The sequence below is a fragment of the Barnesiella sp. ET7 genome (assembly GCF_024733785.1).
Lineage (GTDB): Bacteria > Bacteroidota > Bacteroidia > Bacteroidales > Barnesiellaceae > Barnesiella > Barnesiella merdigallinarum.
This window is the reverse complement of sequence record NZ_JANRHM010000011.1, coordinates 18,986-33,490: the sequence shown is the minus strand read 5'-3', so window position 1 is coordinate 33,490 and position 14,505 is coordinate 18,986. Positions and strand designations below refer to the sequence as shown.

At 52.3% G+C, this 14,505-nt stretch carries 16 protein-coding genes; 6 read left to right on the top strand and 10 right to left on the bottom strand.

All coding sequences use genetic code 11. The features are described from left to right. Position 1 precedes the first annotated feature (1 nt). The 6 genes from NW211_RS08475 to hisH all read right to left on the bottom strand — a co-directional run bounded on the left by NW211_RS08475 (position 2) and on the right by hisH (position 4,790). Entirely contained in the window at positions 2-1,327 is a 1,326-nt protein-coding gene (locus tag NW211_RS08475) for an aspartate kinase (protein WP_087407435.1), read from the bottom strand. A 91-nt stretch (positions 1,328-1,418) separates the two neighbouring features. Then, positions 1,419-2,090: a cell division ATP-binding protein FtsE gene (locus tag NW211_RS08470; RefSeq protein WP_087407434.1), complete on the bottom strand. Its 672-nt coding sequence runs from the start codon at positions 2,088-2,090 to the stop codon at positions 1,419-1,421. 6 nt (positions 2,091-2,096) lie between these two features. Beyond that, the gene (gene hisIE / locus NW211_RS08465; RefSeq protein ID WP_087407756.1) at positions 2,097-2,690 is read right to left on the bottom strand and encodes a bifunctional phosphoribosyl-AMP cyclohydrolase/phosphoribosyl-ATP diphosphatase HisIE; all 594 of its coding nucleotides are present in this window, start codon (positions 2,688-2,690) and stop codon (positions 2,097-2,099) included. Positions 2,691-2,709: 19 nt separating this feature from the next. Next, on the bottom strand, positions 2,710-3,465 hold the full coding sequence (gene hisF / locus NW211_RS08460; protein WP_258327554.1) for an imidazole glycerol phosphate synthase subunit HisF: 756 nt from the start codon (positions 3,463-3,465) through the stop codon (positions 2,710-2,712). A 6-nt stretch (positions 3,466-3,471) separates the two neighbouring features. Continuing rightward, on the bottom strand, positions 3,472-4,203 hold the full coding sequence (gene hisA / locus NW211_RS08455) for a 1-(5-phosphoribosyl)-5-[(5-phosphoribosylamino)methylideneamino]imidazole-4-carboxamide isomerase (protein ID WP_258327553.1): 732 nt from the start codon (positions 4,201-4,203) through the stop codon (positions 3,472-3,474). Next, the gene (hisH, locus tag NW211_RS08450) at positions 4,200-4,790 is read right to left on the bottom strand and encodes an imidazole glycerol phosphate synthase subunit HisH (protein WP_258327552.1); all 591 of its coding nucleotides are present in this window, start codon (positions 4,788-4,790) and stop codon (positions 4,200-4,202) included. The genes hisA and hisH overlap by 4 nt, the downstream gene beginning before the upstream one ends. A gap of 325 nt (positions 4,791-5,115) precedes the next feature. Here hisH and NW211_RS08445 point away from each other — a divergent pair, with 325 nt between their 5' ends. Continuing rightward, positions 5,116-6,006: a CPBP family intramembrane glutamic endopeptidase gene (locus NW211_RS08445; protein WP_258327551.1), complete on the top strand. Its 891-nt coding sequence runs from the start codon at positions 5,116-5,118 to the stop codon at positions 6,004-6,006. On the opposite strand, the gene lptB is transcribed toward NW211_RS08445, so the two are convergent. After that, on the bottom strand, positions 5,978-6,715 hold the full coding sequence (gene lptB / locus NW211_RS08440; protein ID WP_087407755.1) for an LPS export ABC transporter ATP-binding protein: 738 nt from the start codon (positions 6,713-6,715) through the stop codon (positions 5,978-5,980). The genes NW211_RS08445 and lptB overlap by 29 nt on opposite strands. 325 nt (positions 6,716-7,040) lie before the next feature. Here lptB and NW211_RS08435 point away from each other — a divergent pair, with 325 nt between their 5' ends. Together NW211_RS08435 and NW211_RS08430 are read left to right on the top strand one after the other, a co-directional pair. Beyond that, entirely contained in the window at positions 7,041-7,781 is a 741-nt protein-coding gene (locus tag NW211_RS08435) for an ABC transporter permease (protein ID WP_162611666.1), read from the top strand. Then, the gene (locus tag NW211_RS08430; RefSeq protein ID WP_258327550.1) at positions 7,781-8,608 is read left to right on the top strand and encodes an ABC transporter ATP-binding protein; all 828 of its coding nucleotides are present in this window, start codon (positions 7,781-7,783) and stop codon (positions 8,606-8,608) included. The genes NW211_RS08435 and NW211_RS08430 overlap by 1 nt, the downstream gene beginning before the upstream one ends. Before the next feature lie 96 nt (positions 8,609-8,704). Here NW211_RS08430 and NW211_RS08425 read toward each other — a convergent pair whose 3' ends face one another. Then, positions 8,705-9,766 (bottom strand): leucine-rich repeat domain-containing protein, encoded by a 1,062-nt coding sequence (locus tag NW211_RS08425; protein ID WP_087407427.1) that lies wholly within the window; start codon positions 9,764-9,766, stop codon positions 8,705-8,707. 130 nt (positions 9,767-9,896) lie between these two features. Continuing rightward, on the bottom strand, positions 9,897-10,736 hold the full coding sequence (locus NW211_RS08420) for a S1 RNA-binding domain-containing protein (protein ID WP_258327549.1): 840 nt from the start codon (positions 10,734-10,736) through the stop codon (positions 9,897-9,899). 222 nt (positions 10,737-10,958) lie between these two features. Between NW211_RS08420 and NW211_RS08415 the strand changes: the two genes are divergently transcribed. From NW211_RS08415 to NW211_RS08405, 3 genes are read left to right on the top strand one after another with little or no spacing between them, the layout of a single operon-like run. Continuing rightward, the gene (locus tag NW211_RS08415; RefSeq protein WP_258327548.1) at positions 10,959-11,804 is read left to right on the top strand and encodes a DUF3298 and DUF4163 domain-containing protein; all 846 of its coding nucleotides are present in this window, start codon (positions 10,959-10,961) and stop codon (positions 11,802-11,804) included. A 6-nt stretch (positions 11,805-11,810) separates the two neighbouring features. After that, on the top strand, positions 11,811-12,440 hold the full coding sequence (gene rsmG / locus NW211_RS08410) for a 16S rRNA (guanine(527)-N(7))-methyltransferase RsmG (protein ID WP_258327547.1): 630 nt from the start codon (positions 11,811-11,813) through the stop codon (positions 12,438-12,440). A 5-nt stretch (positions 12,441-12,445) separates the two neighbouring features. Further along, positions 12,446-13,084, top strand: a complete 639-nt coding sequence (locus tag NW211_RS08405; protein ID WP_087407423.1) for an MBL fold metallo-hydrolase — start codon at positions 12,446-12,448, stop codon at positions 13,082-13,084. Here the strand turns inward: NW211_RS08405 and NW211_RS08400 are convergent. Next, entirely contained in the window at positions 13,079-14,497 is a 1,419-nt protein-coding gene (locus tag NW211_RS08400) for a tetratricopeptide repeat protein (protein WP_258327546.1), read from the bottom strand. The two genes, NW211_RS08405 and NW211_RS08400, sit on opposite strands and share 6 nt — an antisense overlap. Between the last annotated feature and the right edge of the window lie 8 nt (positions 14,498-14,505).

The window sequence follows — 14,505 nt, the reverse complement described above, 5'->3', positions numbered from 1 at the left end:
TTTATTTGTTTTCAAAAAGATACTGGCTGAGCGATCGTAGCGCTTTCACCTTGTCTTGCCGGCGAACCAGGAAAGATATATTGTAGTTGCTGCCTCCGTAAGAGATCATGCGCACGGGTATATCTTTCATGGCCTGGACGGCTGCCGATTCAAACCCTACATTGTTCCACTCCAAATCGCCTACAACACAGATAATCACCATGTCTTCGTCGACCGTAACCGTACCGAACTTACGCAAGTCGTCGAGAATCTCCTGCAAATGTTTCGTGTTGTCGATAGTCAGCGACACCCCTACCTCCGAGGTGGTAACCATATCGATCGAGGTCTGGTAGCTCTCGAATATCTCGAATACCTTGCGCAGGAAACCGTAGGCCAGCAGCATGCGGCCCGATTTTATCTTGATGGCCGTGATGTTCTCTTTGGCGGCGATAGCCTTGATCTGGCCGTTGGTATTTTCGTGAGTATCGCAAATCAGGGTACCGGGAGCATCGGGCTGCATCGTGTTGAGCAACCGTACCGGTATATTGTTCAACTTGGCCGGGAGCACACAGGTAGGATGCAGAATCTTGGCACCGAAGTAGGCCAGCTCGGCAGCCTCTTCGAATTGCAGGTGACGAACCGGTTTCGTATTCTCCACGAATCGGGGGTCATTGTTGTGCATGCCGTCTATGTCGGTCCAGATTTGTATCTCCTCGGCATTGATAGCAGCACCTATCAGCGAAGCCGAATAATCACTGCCACCGCGTTGCAGGTTGTCAATCTCGCCGTAGGCATTGCGGCAGATATAGCCTTGAGTGATATAGATTTCGGCATCGGAGTTCTCTTGCAACAATGCCGTAAGTTTGGTTTTGATAAACTGGTTGTCGGGTTCCGAATTCTTGTCGGTACGCATATAGTCGAGAGCCGGGATAAGGACCGACTTCACCCCTTGTTCCAACAGGTAGTTGTGCATCATGGCCGTCGACATCAATTCGCCCTGTGCCAAAATAACCTTCTCTTCGAACAGCGTGAAGAGATCTTTGGTAAACGAGCGTATATGGTCGAAGCAACCCTTCACTACATCGAGGGCCTTTTGCTTATATTCGTCGGTGCTGTACAGTTCATCGATGACTTTGATGTACTTTCGTTCCAGACTTCCAATCGTTTCCCGGGCTCCATCGGTATTCTTCTTATACAGATAGTCCGATATTTCCACCAAGGTGTTCGTTGTCCCGGCCATGGCCGACAACACTACGATTTTTTGATTCCCGTCACAAATTAATTTGGCAACATCTTTCATACATTGGGCGCTACCAACAGAAGTTCCACCAAATTTGAGTACTTTCATTTCTATTCTACTTGTTTTAAAATGTAAATTTATACTTATCGCTGGGCAAAAATAATTTTTTTTCGCCGGATTATCAACTATTCGGGCCAAATTAAACTTCGACAAGACTCTTGTCTTCGCATTTCAAGATGCGCCCGGGGAACTCCTCGACCAGATTCAGGTTGTGCGTTGTCATGATTACAGCCGTTCCCGTTTCGCAGATGCGGTGAAGCAGCGAGACAATCTGCTGCCCGGTCTGGGGGTCGAGGTTTCCGGTAGGCTCGTCGGCCAGGATAATCTTGGGCGAGTTCAACAGAGCCCGTGCGATGACGATACGCTGCTGTTCGCCGCCCGACAGCTCGTGCGGCATCTTGTACGACTTCTTGCGCATGCCCACCTGGTCGAGCACCTCGGCTACCCGGGTATCAATCTCCTCTTTATCCTTCCAGCCGGTGGCCTTCAGTACAAAAGCCAGATTCTCATAGACCGAGCGGTCGGTAAGCAGTTGGAAATCCTGGAAGACTATACCCAGTTTCCGACGCAACAGGGGTATCTCCTTGTTGCGGATATGGCGCACGTCGAAGTCGAGCACCGAAGCCTCTCCTTCGCTGATGGGCAAATCGGCATACATGGTCTTTAACAGCGAACTCTTACCGCTGCCCACGCGCCCGATGAAATAGACAAACTCGCCGCTGTACAACTCGAAGTTTACATGATCGAGTATGGTCAACTCCTCCCGGCAAATCTGCACATCGGTATATTTGACAAGCAATTTCTTTTCCATAGTGTCTTATTTATGCCTCTTTTTTAATTCACGAGCTAAATCTTCTATACGATACCCCTTCGAGGTAAGCAGCACAATCAGGTGATACAGCAGGTCCGAAGCCTCGTAGATGAGCCGTTCGTCGCTCCCGTTGGTGGCCTCGATGACCGTCTCGACCGCTTCCTCGCCTACCTTTTGAGCCATGCGGTTGACTCCCGAATTGAAGAGCGAGGTGGTGTACGACCCCTCGGGCATCTCGGCCTTGCGCTGTTCGATGAAGTCTTGCAGATAGGTGATAAAGGCCATATCGTCGCGGTTGGTCTCGCCGAAACAGGTATCGGCCCCCGTATGGCACACCGGTCCACAAGGGTGGGCCTTGATCAGCAGCGTGTCGTTGTCGCAATCCTTCTGTATCGATTTCACCAGCAGGAAGTGGCCGCTCTCCTCGCCCTTGGTCCACAATCGGCCCTTGGTCCGGCTGAAAAAGGTTACCCGTCCCGTATCGATGGTTTTACGCACCGCCTCGGGATTCATAAAGCCGAGCATGAGCACCTTTTGTGTCACGTCGTCTTGAACGATGGCCGGCACCAGGCCGCCCATCTTGTCGAAATCCAGTTGCATCGTCTCTTCGTTCATATCGTCATAATCTTATGGGAATGCCACATCCCGATAAATATTTTTTCAGTTCCGGGATGGCAATCTCCCCGAAATGGAATACGCCGGCAGCCAGTGCGGCATCGGCTTCGCCCTCCACAAAAGCCTCCTTGAAGTGGGCCATCGTCCCTGCTCCACCCGAGGCAATCACCGGTACAGGCAGCTGCCGGTGCAACTCGCGCAGGGCGTCACAAGCATAGCCGCCGTGCGTGCCGTCGTGAGCGATACTGGTAAACAGTATCTCGCCTGCCCCCCGGTCGGTCGCCTCGGCGGCCCATTCGAAAAGCGTGCGACGGGTCGGCACACGACCGCCGTTCAGGTAGCATATCCAATTTCCGTCCTCAAAGTTAGCATCTATTGCGATAACACATACTTGTGAACCGAAATTTTTTGCAACCTCTTCGATAATTTGGGGATTTTTCAAGGCTGCAGAGTTGAGCGACACCTTGTCGGCCCCCGCATTCAGCAACCGGTCCACATCGGCCAGCGAGTGAATGCCACCCCCTACCGTAAACGGTATGTCGATACGGGCAGCGATACGTTTCACCAGGTCGGTAAAGGTGGCACGCCCTTCGTACGAAGCCGTAATGTCGAGGTAAACCAACTCGTCGGCTCCCTGCCGGCTGTAATACTCGCCCAACTCGACCGGGTCGCCGGCCTCTCTGAAGTTCACGAAACGGGTTCCCTTCACAGTCATACCCTCTTTTACATCGAGGCAAGGTATAATTCGTTTTGCCAACATGATACGTCAGTTGTTATGTATGATGAATCGGGCTATTTCGTCGAGCGAAATGCGCCCTTCGTAAATGGCTTTTCCCAAAATGACGGCCGGGACGCCCAGCGACTGCAGTGCCTCGATGTCGGCCCACGAGCCCACGCCACCGCTGGCAATCAGGTAAATGCCCGGCAATTCGGCCAGCATCTTGCGATACAACTCTACGGAGCACCCCTGCAACATGCCGTCGCGGGCAATGTCGGTCGTAATCACCTGTTCGATGCCCGCCTGCATGTAGTCGCGCACAAAGGGTATCAACTCCACATCCGAGTCGTCGAGCCAGCCGCCGGTCGAGATTTTCCCGTCCCGCACGTCGGCTCCCAGGATGATGCGCTCTTTGCCATACTGCTCGATCCATCCGGCAAACCGGTCGCGGTCGCGCACGGCAATGCTGCCGCCCGTCACCAGATGGGCTCCGCTCTCAAAAGCGATGTGCAGGTCTTCGTCGCTTTTCACACCGCCCCCGAAGTCGATTGTCAGGCTCGTGTGGCCGGCAATCTGTTCCAGTGTTTTGTAATTGACCACGTGGCTGGCCTTGGCACCGTCCAGGTCGACCAGGTGCAGACGGGTCACCCCGCTGTCTTCAAACGCCTTGGCCACCTCGAGCGGATTCTCGTTGTAGACCTGCTGCCGGGAATAATCGCCCTGCGACAACCGCACGCAGCGCCCTCCAATAATATCGATAGCCGGAATCAGTTGAATCATAGGGCCAGGAAGTTTTCAAGGATGCGCACCCCCACTGCCCCACTTTTCTCGACGTGGAACTGAGTGGCATAGAAATTGTTCTTGTTCATAGCCGCACAAAACGGGTTTATATAGTCACATGCTGCTATGCAATCGGCCGAAACCGGGACATAGTAGCTGTGCACGAAATAGACATGGCTACCCTCGTCGATGCCGTGAAAGAGAGGGCCACGCAGACCGCGCAAGGTATTCCACCCCATGTGGGGCACCTTTTGCTCGCTGGTCTGCGAAACAAAGCGTCGCACTACGGTATCGAAGAGGCCGAGACAATCGACATCACCCTCCTCGGAGTGCGAGCAGAGCAGTTGCATGCCTATGCAGATGGCCAACACCGGCTGGGTGAGACCGACAATCACCCGGTCGAGCCCATGCTCTCGCAAATACACCATGGCCGATGATGCCTCTCCCACCCCGGGGAACAGCACCTTATCGGCACGCGAGAGCACCTCGGGCGAATCGCTCACCACCGGTTCGATACCCAGGCGGCGCAAAGCGCACAAAACCGAATAAATATTCCCTGCATTGTATTTTACAATGGCAACCTCCATAAAACTGTTATTTTGTCATATTTTAAAGTGCAAATATAGACATTTATCCAACTCTTCAAAACAACAAGTTGACAAAATAATAAATTTATGCAATTTTATTTGCTTTTTGTTATATGTAATTTATTCACGGTTTACCGTTTGCCTATTGTATATTCTTTTATTTATACATTCCAATAAATCAACCGGACAGACACTTTGCGCTTTTTAGATTAAAGGCTTATACAAAGAAGCACAAAAATAATCTTATGCACCAACTAAAACGACGTTTTTCTCTGGGCCGCCTTTTATTTTTGTACTATCTTTACCCACGAAAAAAATGAGCATTATGAAGATTACCGAATACATTCGCCATTCGTCGGTGGGCGTAAAGCTCATCGTGTTGCTGCTTTTGATTTTGTGCGGCGTGTTTGTCATTGCCATACCCATGCTTTTCGTGCGGGGTGAATATGCCCTGTTGATTGGCATATATCTGCAAAACATAGGCATGTTCATCTTGCCGGCCTTGGTGGCCGCCATGCTCTTTTGGGGCGATGCCAGTCAGGGTCTGCACTTGAACAAGGCACCCCGCCTGGTCGAGTTGCTGTGTATCGTGGTGCTCTATTTCGTGGCCACCCCCATGTTCAACCGGCTGGTGGAGTGGAACGAGTCTATCAGCCTGCCCGCAGCATTCAGCGGCATCGAGGCGTGGATGCGACAACAGGAAGAGGCGGCCGCCGCAGTGACCGAACAGATGCTGCAAATCAAATCGTTTGCCCATTTCCTGGCCGTGGTATTGGGTATAGGATTACTCACCGGCATGGGCGAAGAGATGGTTTTCAGAGGGGTACTCCAGCAAGTGGTACAGGGCAAAAGCCGCCGGGCTCACTGGGCCATCTGGACCTGCGCCTTCCTGTTCAGTGCCATACACCTGCAATTCTACGGATTCTTCCCCCGGTTGCTGCTGGGTGCATTTTTCGGTTATCTGCTCGTGTGGAGCTGCAACCTGTGGCTGCCCATCTTCGGACATTTTCTTAACAACAGCATGGTGGTCTGCATCGCCTACGTCACCGGCAACGCATCGGACAATACGCTGGAAGCACTGGGCACGGCACAATCGTCCACGGGGTGGCTGGCCTGGGTAAGTCTCGTTGCCACCGCCCTCCTGCTCTATCTCTTTTATAAGAAAGTGTTCGTAGCCGATCGCGAGGTTAAAGGAATTTCTTCCGATGGAAGATAAAGTTACGGCCTAAGTATTTCTCGCGCACGATAGGATTCTCGGCCAACTCCTCCGAGGTACCCTGGAAGAGGATTTTCCCCTCGAACAACAGGTAGGCACGGTCGGTGATACTCAAGGTTTCGGGCGCGTTGTGGTCGGTAATGAGGATACCGATATTCTTCTCTTTCAGTTTGTAGACAATCGACTGAATATCTTCTACGGCAATGGGGTCGACACCGGCAAAGGGTTCGTCGAGCATGATGAACTTGGGGCTGATGGCCAGACAGCGGGCTATCTCGGTACGCCGCCGCTCGCCACCCGACAGTTGGTCGCCCAGGTTCTTGCGCACTTTTTGCAGACGGAATTCGGCAATGAGGCTCTCCAGCTTCTCGCGCTGGTACTCCTTGGTGGTAGGGGTCATCTCGAGTACACAGCGTATGTTGTCCTCGACCGACAGCTTGCGGAATACCGAAGCCTCCTGGGCCAGGTAGCCGATACCGATTTGAGCCCGCTTGTAGACGGGATAGTCGGTAATATCGAGATCGTTGAGATAAATATGTCCCTGATTGGGTGTAATCAGACCCGTAGTCATGTAGAAAGTGGTCGTTTTACCGGCGCCGTTCGGGCCCAGCAGACCTACGATTTCGCCCTGTGTCACATCGATTGACACATGGTTGACCACCGTGCGCTGGCGATACTTCTTCACCAAGTCCTCGGTACGCAGCACCATGTTGTTGCCCGTGGGTTCCGAGGCCGGCTGTTGTACTTCGGCCGTCGTCTTGGGTGCGGCATCGGCAGCTTCGGCCCGATGTTTGAATAGTTTGGAGAACATATTTTATCTATTAGCGTTTTACTCAACAAGAGAGGTGTATGCCTTCGATCGACCGCATACGGTCCTGCTCTATCTCGTGCAAAGATACGGAAATAGAGATATTCATGCGCCACTTTTACAAAATAAAATAATGTCAAGTTCATTTCAAGGGGCAAAGCATTGCTGTACATCAATCTTTTTCACTACTTTTGTTCCTTGATATTCCAAAACGACGGATATGATTATAGACGATTCACTACGAAAATTCGGGGATTACGTCCTGCTGATGAGGCGGGTCTTCACCCGACCTGACCGCTGGCGGGAGTTTTTCAAACGATACATTGCCGAAATCTACAAACTGGGCATCGACTCCATTCCCATCGTCATCACCATCTCGGTCTTCATCGGTGCGGTTATCGCCATTCAGATGCAGAAGAATGTGGTGTCGCCCCTCATACCGGCATACGCCGTGGGGTTGGCTACCCGCGACGTGATTCTGCTGGAGTTCTCCTCGTCGATACTCTGCTTGATTCTGGCCGGCAAGGTGGGTTCGAACATTGCTTCGGAGATAGGTACCATGCGGGTAACCGAGCAGATCGATGCCCTCGAAATCATGGGTGTCAACTCGGCCAACCTGCTCATCCTGCCCAAGATTGCCGCCATGGTTTCGTTCATCCCGGTGCTGGTTGTCTTCAGTATGGCCAGCGGTATCGTGGGCGGCTACCTCATAGCCCAGTTTACCGACATCATTTCGGTCTCGAAATATATCTACGGCCTGCAAAGTTTCTTTGTCGAATACTACATTTGGCAAGCCATATTCAAAGCCCTCTTCTTTGCCTTTGTCATCAGTAGCGTAGCCTCGTATTACGGCTATCGGGTCAAAGGTGGCGCCTTGCAGGTGGGTCAGGCCAGTACCGATTCGGTTGTGGTCAGCAGTGTAATCGTGTTGCTCCTCGATGTAGTGCTCACTCAAATCTTGTTCTGATGATAACGGTAAATAACATATACAAGCAATTCGACGGGAAAGAGATTCTGCACGACGTTTCCGCCAAATTCTACTCCGGGAAAACCAATCTGATTATCGGACAGAGCGGCTCGGGAAAAACCGTATTGATGAAATGTCTCGTAGGTCTGTTGCGACCCGACCAGGGGAAGATTCTCTACGACGGCCGCGACGTGATGGCCATGACACCGGCCCAGACCAAAGTGCTGCGTACCGAGATAGGCATGCTGTTTCAGGGGTCGGCCCTGTTCGACTCGGAGACGGTGCTGGGAAATGTGATGTTCCCCTTGCGCATGTTCACCCGCGACAACTATGCCACCTGCAAGAAGAGGGCCGAGTTCTGTCTCGAGCGTGTAAACCTGAAAGGGGTGAATGACCTCTACCCCTCGGAGATAAGCGGCGGTATGCAGAAACGGGTGGCCATTGCACGAGCCATTGCCCTGAACCCCAAATACCTGTTTTGCGACGAGCCCAACTCGGGCCTCGACCCCAAGACCTCGATTCTTATCGACGAACTGTTGAGCGACATCACCCACGAATACAACATGACGACCATCATCAACACCCACGACATGAACTCGGTTATCGGTATCGGTGAAAATATCGTTTTCATCAACAAGGGCCATCGGGAGTGGGTCGGCAACAAAAACAAGATATTCACCTCGTCGAACGAAGCCCTGAACGACTTCGTATTTGCCACCCGACTCTTCAAGGAGGTCAAGGGGTATATGATCGAGGAGTATCGCAAGCAAGAGGCTGCCGAAGAGCAATCGGCCCAATCGCCGGTCCACGACAGCAAACACCAGTAAAAGCCCCAACACCCCTATACGACAAGAGCGATTGCACGGCCCGGCATGCCGGGCCGTGCAATCGCTCTTTCGGTCAAGATAAGGGGATATGGTTGGTTAGTAGTTCCACTGGCAGGCAATCATGCGCAGGTTGCTGTCGCCCATGGTGCGCAGGTCGATAATCTGGTTGTACCGGCAGTTGATATAGACCAGATTGGGACAAAACGAAACGTCGAGCGTATTCAGCTGGTTGTTGTTGCAGATGAGCCGTTGCAGCATGGTGCGGTTGCTCAAGTCGAGATTGGTCAGGTCGTTGTACGAGCAATCGACAAAATAGAGGTTGTTGCTCCCGTCGAGACTCAACGTCGTGAGGTCGTTGTACGAGCAGACTAGGTCGGACAAGGCGGTACAGTCGAGCAGACCCAGTGTCTTCATGTTGTTGTCGCTGCAAACAAACGAAGTGAGCGAAGGCAGTTTCGAGATAACCATATTGGCAATTTCGTTGTCGTCGATATTCAAGTTCGAGAGGCTCACCGTACCGAAGAGGTTGAGGCTGGTCAGTTTGTTGTATCCGCAATAGAGGTTTTTCAAGTTCTCGCAACTGTCGACCATCAGCGATTCGAGGTGGCACCCCTGCACATTCAGACTTTGCAGTTGCTGGGCTCCGTTCACATTAAGTTCGACAAACAGATTGTTCGAGCAGTTCAGATTTTTCAATCCCGGCAGCTCCGCGAGCGACAGGTCGGTAAGCCGATTCTTATAGCAATCGAGCTTGATCAGGGCCGGACAGTTGTCGATATTCAACGTCGAGAGTTTGTTGCGGCTTACGTTCAAGGTATTGAGTGCCGTACAGCCCGACACCTCGATACCGGTAAGCTGGTTGCGCGAGCAATCGACCTTTTGCAGGGCGGTAAAGCCGGCCAGGTCGAGCTCTCCGGCCAGATTCTTGTCCGACCACTCAATCGAGATTACCCGACCTCCGCTCCAGGTCACCCCCTTCCAAGAGGTCGGATTATTGATATTGGTGATTTCCAAGCGCACATAATTGGCATCGCCTTTGGCCGAGGTCTGCTGCAAGAAACTCTGCAGTTGTTTTACCTCCTTTTGGTTGCTTTTTTGAGCGAATAGCAGTCCCGCGCTTCCCAGCACGACGACCAACATAACGAAAACTCTTTTCATAACTGTTTTTGTTGTTTAGTACCTATTAAAAGTTGTTTGATTTCCTCAAGGGGAAACTTTACAACTCTTAAACAACAGTTGTAGAAAAAAGTTCTTTTAACTTGTCGAAAGATAATGGAACCGATACGAATCAGGCCTTGCGTATCTCCCGCTCGTCGATAACGATGCGGCGGGCCTTGTAGAGAGCCCCTATCGCCTTCTTGAAACTCTTCTTGCTGCACTGGAAGTAGCGGGCTATCTCCTCGGCCGGCGATTTGTCGGAGAGGGGCAGACAGCCACCGGCTTCGTCCAACCGTTTCAAAATGGTTTCGCTCAACGGGTCAATGCGCTGCTCATAACCGATCGGTTGCAGCGACACGTCTATTCGCTCGTCGTCGCGCACCTGCTTGATGTAGGCTTGCAGATGTTCGCCGATGGCAACGGGGCGGAAAATCTCGTTGTGATAGATTACACCCCAATGCAGGTTGTTGATGATGACCTTGTAGCCGAGTTGGGTCTCTTGCACCACCAGAATCTCGACCGGCTGGTTGGGGGTATACTCGGGCGGGACATTATCGAGAAACTTGTCGAGCTTGGCCGATGCGACAATACGGCCGGTAGCAAAGTCGAGATAGACATACACGATATAATATCGGTCGGGCTGCATTTCGCCATGCTGTTCGCGAAACGGCACCAACAGGTCTTTGGCCTCTACGCCCCAATCGAGAAAGGCTCCCACCTTCGTGACCGACTTTACCTGCAAGCGGGCAAACTGCCCCACCTGCACGTACGGCTTACGGGTAGTTGCAATCAGTCGGTCCTCCGAATCGTAATAGACAAAGACCGACAGCTCGTCGCCCTCGGCATACGGCTTTTCGGGGAGGAATTTGCGGGGTAACAAGATTTCGCCTTTCTCGCCACCGTCGAGATAGAGCCCAAAATCGACCGTCTTAACGACCTTGAGTGTATTGAATTTTCCGATTTGTAACATACCGATTCTATTTGCAATACCCGTTTCATTATGGGATTCGTGGGCAAAGGTACACAATTCTTTCGACTCTGCTCGCAGCTGTTTGCAGAAAAACATCGTGCCTGTTCTGGGTACAGTTTGCTTTCATATCGGCGACCCCATCACCCACATCAATTTGCTTTTTTTGCACTTTTCCCTTGCCGAGCCCGGTAAAAGGCGTATTTTTGTAAAAAACTTGTAGCTATGAAAAAGGTATCGTTACTGAGTATAATCGCCTTGGTAGGCTGTTTATATTCCTGCAATTTCAAGAGCAACAACTCGACCGACGACGCAACGGCCGATACGGTCGCCGTGAAAGAGGTCGTCATCAAAGAGAGCTATCATCTCGCTGGCGATACGGCCATGCCGGCCTGTAAAGTTTCGGTAACTATCGACGTTCCTACGAAATATCGGCAGGTGGGCGACGGTATTCGGTTGCAAAAGATGCTGGCCCCTCTGGTATTCGGCGACGATTATGCCAGCGACTCCCTCTTCGAAAGTTCGGCTCAGAAAGCCGTGGCGTCGCACATAGCCGCCTACAAGGAGCTCGAACCCGAGTTTGAAAAAGAGATGAAAGAGAACGGTCCCTCCTACTCGTGCGAGTGGGAGTTCGATTACAACCTCTCTACGGTCTATAACCGCAACGATTTTTTCTGTTACAGCCTCTCCACCTCGGAGTATACGGGTGGAGCCCACGGCATGTACTCCGACCTGTTCTACACGATAGACCTCTCGAACTGGCATCGCATCGTTCTCGAAGATATTTTCCTGCCCGAATCGACCGACCAGGTAAATCGCGTATTGCTGGACCAGTTGCTTAAGAGTCTGAACCTGGCTTCGCCCGATTCCCTGCTGGAGTTGGGATTTTTCGATACCGAAAACATTGCGGCCAACGAGAACTTCTACCTCACCGACGACAGCATCTGCTGGGTATTCAACCCCTACGAGATTGCCTGCTATGCTACCGGTCAGGTGCAGATAGCGGTCCCGTTCAAGGAAATCGAGATGTACATGCTCCCCGAGAGCCCTGTTAGACGACTGATTAAATAAAATCTCATGCAATATATCAAGACCTATTTCCCCAATCTGACCCCTGCCCAGGAGAGCCAATTCGAGGCTCTGGGCCCCTTGTATACCGACTGGAATGCGAAGATTAACGTAATCTCGCGCAAAGATATAGACAACCTCTATCTGCACCACATACTCCACTCGCTGGGTATCGCCAAGGCCATCGACTTTACCGACGGCACCACGATACTCGACGTGGGTACCGGCGGCGGATTCCCGGGTATTCCTCTGGCCATTCTCTTTCCCCAGTGTCGTTTCCACCTGATCGACCGGGTGGGCAAGAAAATCAAGGTGGCCCAGAGTGTAGCCGAAGCCATCGGGTTGCAAAACGTCACCTTCCAGCACGGCAGTGTAGAGGAGCTCAAGACCGAGTATGATTTCGTGGTGAGCCGGGCCGTCATGACCCTGCCCGACCTGCTGAAACTGATTCGAAAGAACATCCGGCGCGAGCAGCAGAACGCGTTGCCCAACGGATTGCTCTGCCTCAAGGGTGGTGACTTGCAGAGCGAACTCGCCCCGGTGAAGAAGACGTCGATTCTCTTCAACCTGAGCGACTACTTCAAAGAGGAGTATTTCGAGACGAAGAAGGTCATCTATGTACAGATTGTAAAAAGATAGAGACTATGAAGATAAACCGTTTCTACTTCAACATGCTCCCCGTGAACAGCTACGTGCTGTGGGACGACGAGAGCCGGGAGTGTGCCATTGTCGATGCTGGGTGCTACTACCCCAAAGAGGAGGAGACTCTGGCCCGATTTATTGCCGACAACCGGTTGACGGTAAAATATCTGCTGGCTACCCACCTGCATTTCGACCACTGCTTCGGCAACGCCTTTGTGGCCCAGCGGTACGGAGTCGCCCTCAGTGCCTCGCAAGCCGACGAGTTTCTGTTGCAGCACATGCCCCAGCAGTGCCAGGCATTCGGTATCCCGTTCAAAGGAGAAATCGAGCCCATCGGCCACTACATCGACCACGGCGACATCTTCACGCTCGGGACGGAAGAGATTCGAGCCATTGCCGTGCCGGGACATTCGCCGGGCAGTCTGGCCTTCTATGCCCCCGAATCGGGTTTTGTCCTTTCGGGCGACGCCCTCTTTCAGTTGAGTATCGGACGCACCGATTTCCCCGGCGGAAATCACCGCCAGCTAATCGAGTCGATTCATAAAAATCTATTGACATTACCCCCCGAAACGGTGGTCTATCCCGGGCACGGACCCGAGACCGAAATAGGCATCGAACGCAACGAGAACCCCTTTCTATGAGAGGGGTTCTTTGTTTTCATCGGGTTTGATATTCCCCAGCAAAAACTCTTTGAGCGACTGGATGGCCGTCTGTACGTTTTTCCATTGCTGCTGCTCCTCGGCCGGCAATTCGCTGAAGTCGAAGGTGTGGGCCATCTTGTCAATCAGTTCGACCTGATGCTCGGCTGCGGCCTCGTTGTGGTTGCGGGCATAGGCCAACACCAGATTGAAACGGGTCTGCAAGTCGTACATGTCGCCCTGAAGCACCTCTTCGAAAGCCTCGATGGCCTCTTTGTAATTCTCCAGATGCAGACAGGCCACCCCCTTCAGCCGCAAGGTCTCCCGATCGTTGGCATTCAGCGCCAGCGAACGGGACAAATGACGATAAGCCTTTTCGTAATCGCCCACCTGCAAAAATATTTCGCCCAGAAACGAATGGGCCTCGTCGTCCCGTTCGTCGAGACTAATTGTGTCCTGCAGATAGATGATGGCTTCCCGAATCTTCCCCAGGTCGTAATAACACGTGGCCAACTGGTAACAGATATTCGAGTTTGCGGGATCGGCTTCGAGAGCCTTGTGAAAATAGGTCAAGGCGTTGTTGTAATCCTCCCGCTTGATGTAACACTCCCCTATCAGTTCATAGGCTACCGACTTGTCTTTGGTCACCTCGGCATACTCCTTGAACTGTTCGATGGCCTTGTCGTATTGGCCCGAGTCGTAGTAACAATACCCTTTGAACGAAAGCACCGCCTCGTCGTCCTCCTTCACGGCCAGGGCAAAATCGCAAGCCTCGATAGCCTTGTCGTAGTGCTTGAGCAGAGCCTCGACCTTGGCCAAAGAAAACCAGTCGGCCACCGAATAGGGATCTTTGTCAATCAGCTTGTTGTAAATCACGATGGCCCGGTCGTACTCCGACCGGTCTTCGCAAAGGGCAGCCATCTCGCGCAACAGCTCACGACTGTCGGGCAACACCTTCTCGGCCTTGTGTACGAACTCGACCAACCCGTCGAAACAATTATAGTCGGCATAGATGTCGATGGCTTCGAAACAAATATCCTCCTGCAACTCATCACTGTCGAGCAACGTGAGCATCAACCGGTGAGCCTGTTTCACCTGCCCGTCAAGGAAGAGGAGCTCGGCCCGTATGAGGGTGGCATCGGGACTGTAATCGGCCAACTCCGACATAATCTTTCTGGCTTCGGTAGTCCGGTCGAGATAGAGCAGATAGCGGGCCTGTTTGAGGCGCAGGTCCACATCGTCGGGGTGCAGCTTCAACCCGAACTCGATGGCATGCAGAGCCTTGGGCATCTGCCCTTTGGACTCGTAATGGTCGGCAATCTCGTCGATTTCGTCGGAATCGAAATAGCAACTGCCCGCCCCCGACACCATCTGTTCGTACCGTTCTATGAGTTCATTGGATTTTTTAGACGACATTCTTGCTT

Coding starts and splice junctions, on each gene's coding strand:
- NW211_RS08475 (WP_087407435.1), bottom strand. CDS start 1,327: ATGAAAGTACTCAAATTTGGTGGAACTTCTGTTGGTAGCGCCCAATGT.
- NW211_RS08470 (WP_087407434.1), bottom strand. CDS start 2,090: ATGGAAAAGAAATTGCTTGTCAAATATACCGATGTGCAGATTTGCCGG.
- hisIE (WP_087407756.1), bottom strand. CDS start 2,690: ATGCAACTGGATTTCGACAAGATGGGCGGCCTGGTGCCGGCCATCGTT.
- hisF (WP_258327554.1), bottom strand. CDS start 3,465: ATGTTGGCAAAACGAATTATACCTTGCCTCGATGTAAAAGAGGGTATG.
- hisA (WP_258327553.1), bottom strand. CDS start 4,203: ATGATTCAACTGATTCCGGCTATCGATATTATTGGAGGGCGCTGCGTG.
- hisH (WP_258327552.1), bottom strand. CDS start 4,790: ATGGAGGTTGCCATTGTAAAATACAATGCAGGGAATATTTATTCGGTT.
- NW211_RS08445 (WP_258327551.1), top strand. CDS start 5,116: ATGAAGATTACCGAATACATTCGCCATTCGTCGGTGGGCGTAAAGCTC.
- lptB (WP_087407755.1), bottom strand. CDS start 6,715: ATGGTGCTGCGTACCGAGGACTTGGTGAAGAAGTATCGCCAGCGCACG.
- NW211_RS08430 (WP_258327550.1), top strand. CDS start 7,781: ATGATAACGGTAAATAACATATACAAGCAATTCGACGGGAAAGAGATT.
- NW211_RS08425 (WP_087407427.1), bottom strand. CDS start 9,766: ATGAAAAGAGTTTTCGTTATGTTGGTCGTCGTGCTGGGAAGCGCGGGA.
- NW211_RS08420 (WP_258327549.1), bottom strand. CDS start 10,736: ATGTTACAAATCGGAAAATTCAATACACTCAAGGTCGTTAAGACGGTC.
- NW211_RS08415 (WP_258327548.1), top strand. CDS start 10,959: ATGAAAAAGGTATCGTTACTGAGTATAATCGCCTTGGTAGGCTGTTTA.
- rsmG (WP_258327547.1), top strand. CDS start 11,811: ATGCAATATATCAAGACCTATTTCCCCAATCTGACCCCTGCCCAGGAG.
- NW211_RS08405 (WP_087407423.1), top strand. CDS start 12,446: ATGAAGATAAACCGTTTCTACTTCAACATGCTCCCCGTGAACAGCTAC.
- NW211_RS08400 (WP_258327546.1), bottom strand. CDS start 14,497: ATGTCGTCTAAAAAATCCAATGAACTCATAGAACGGTACGAACAGATG.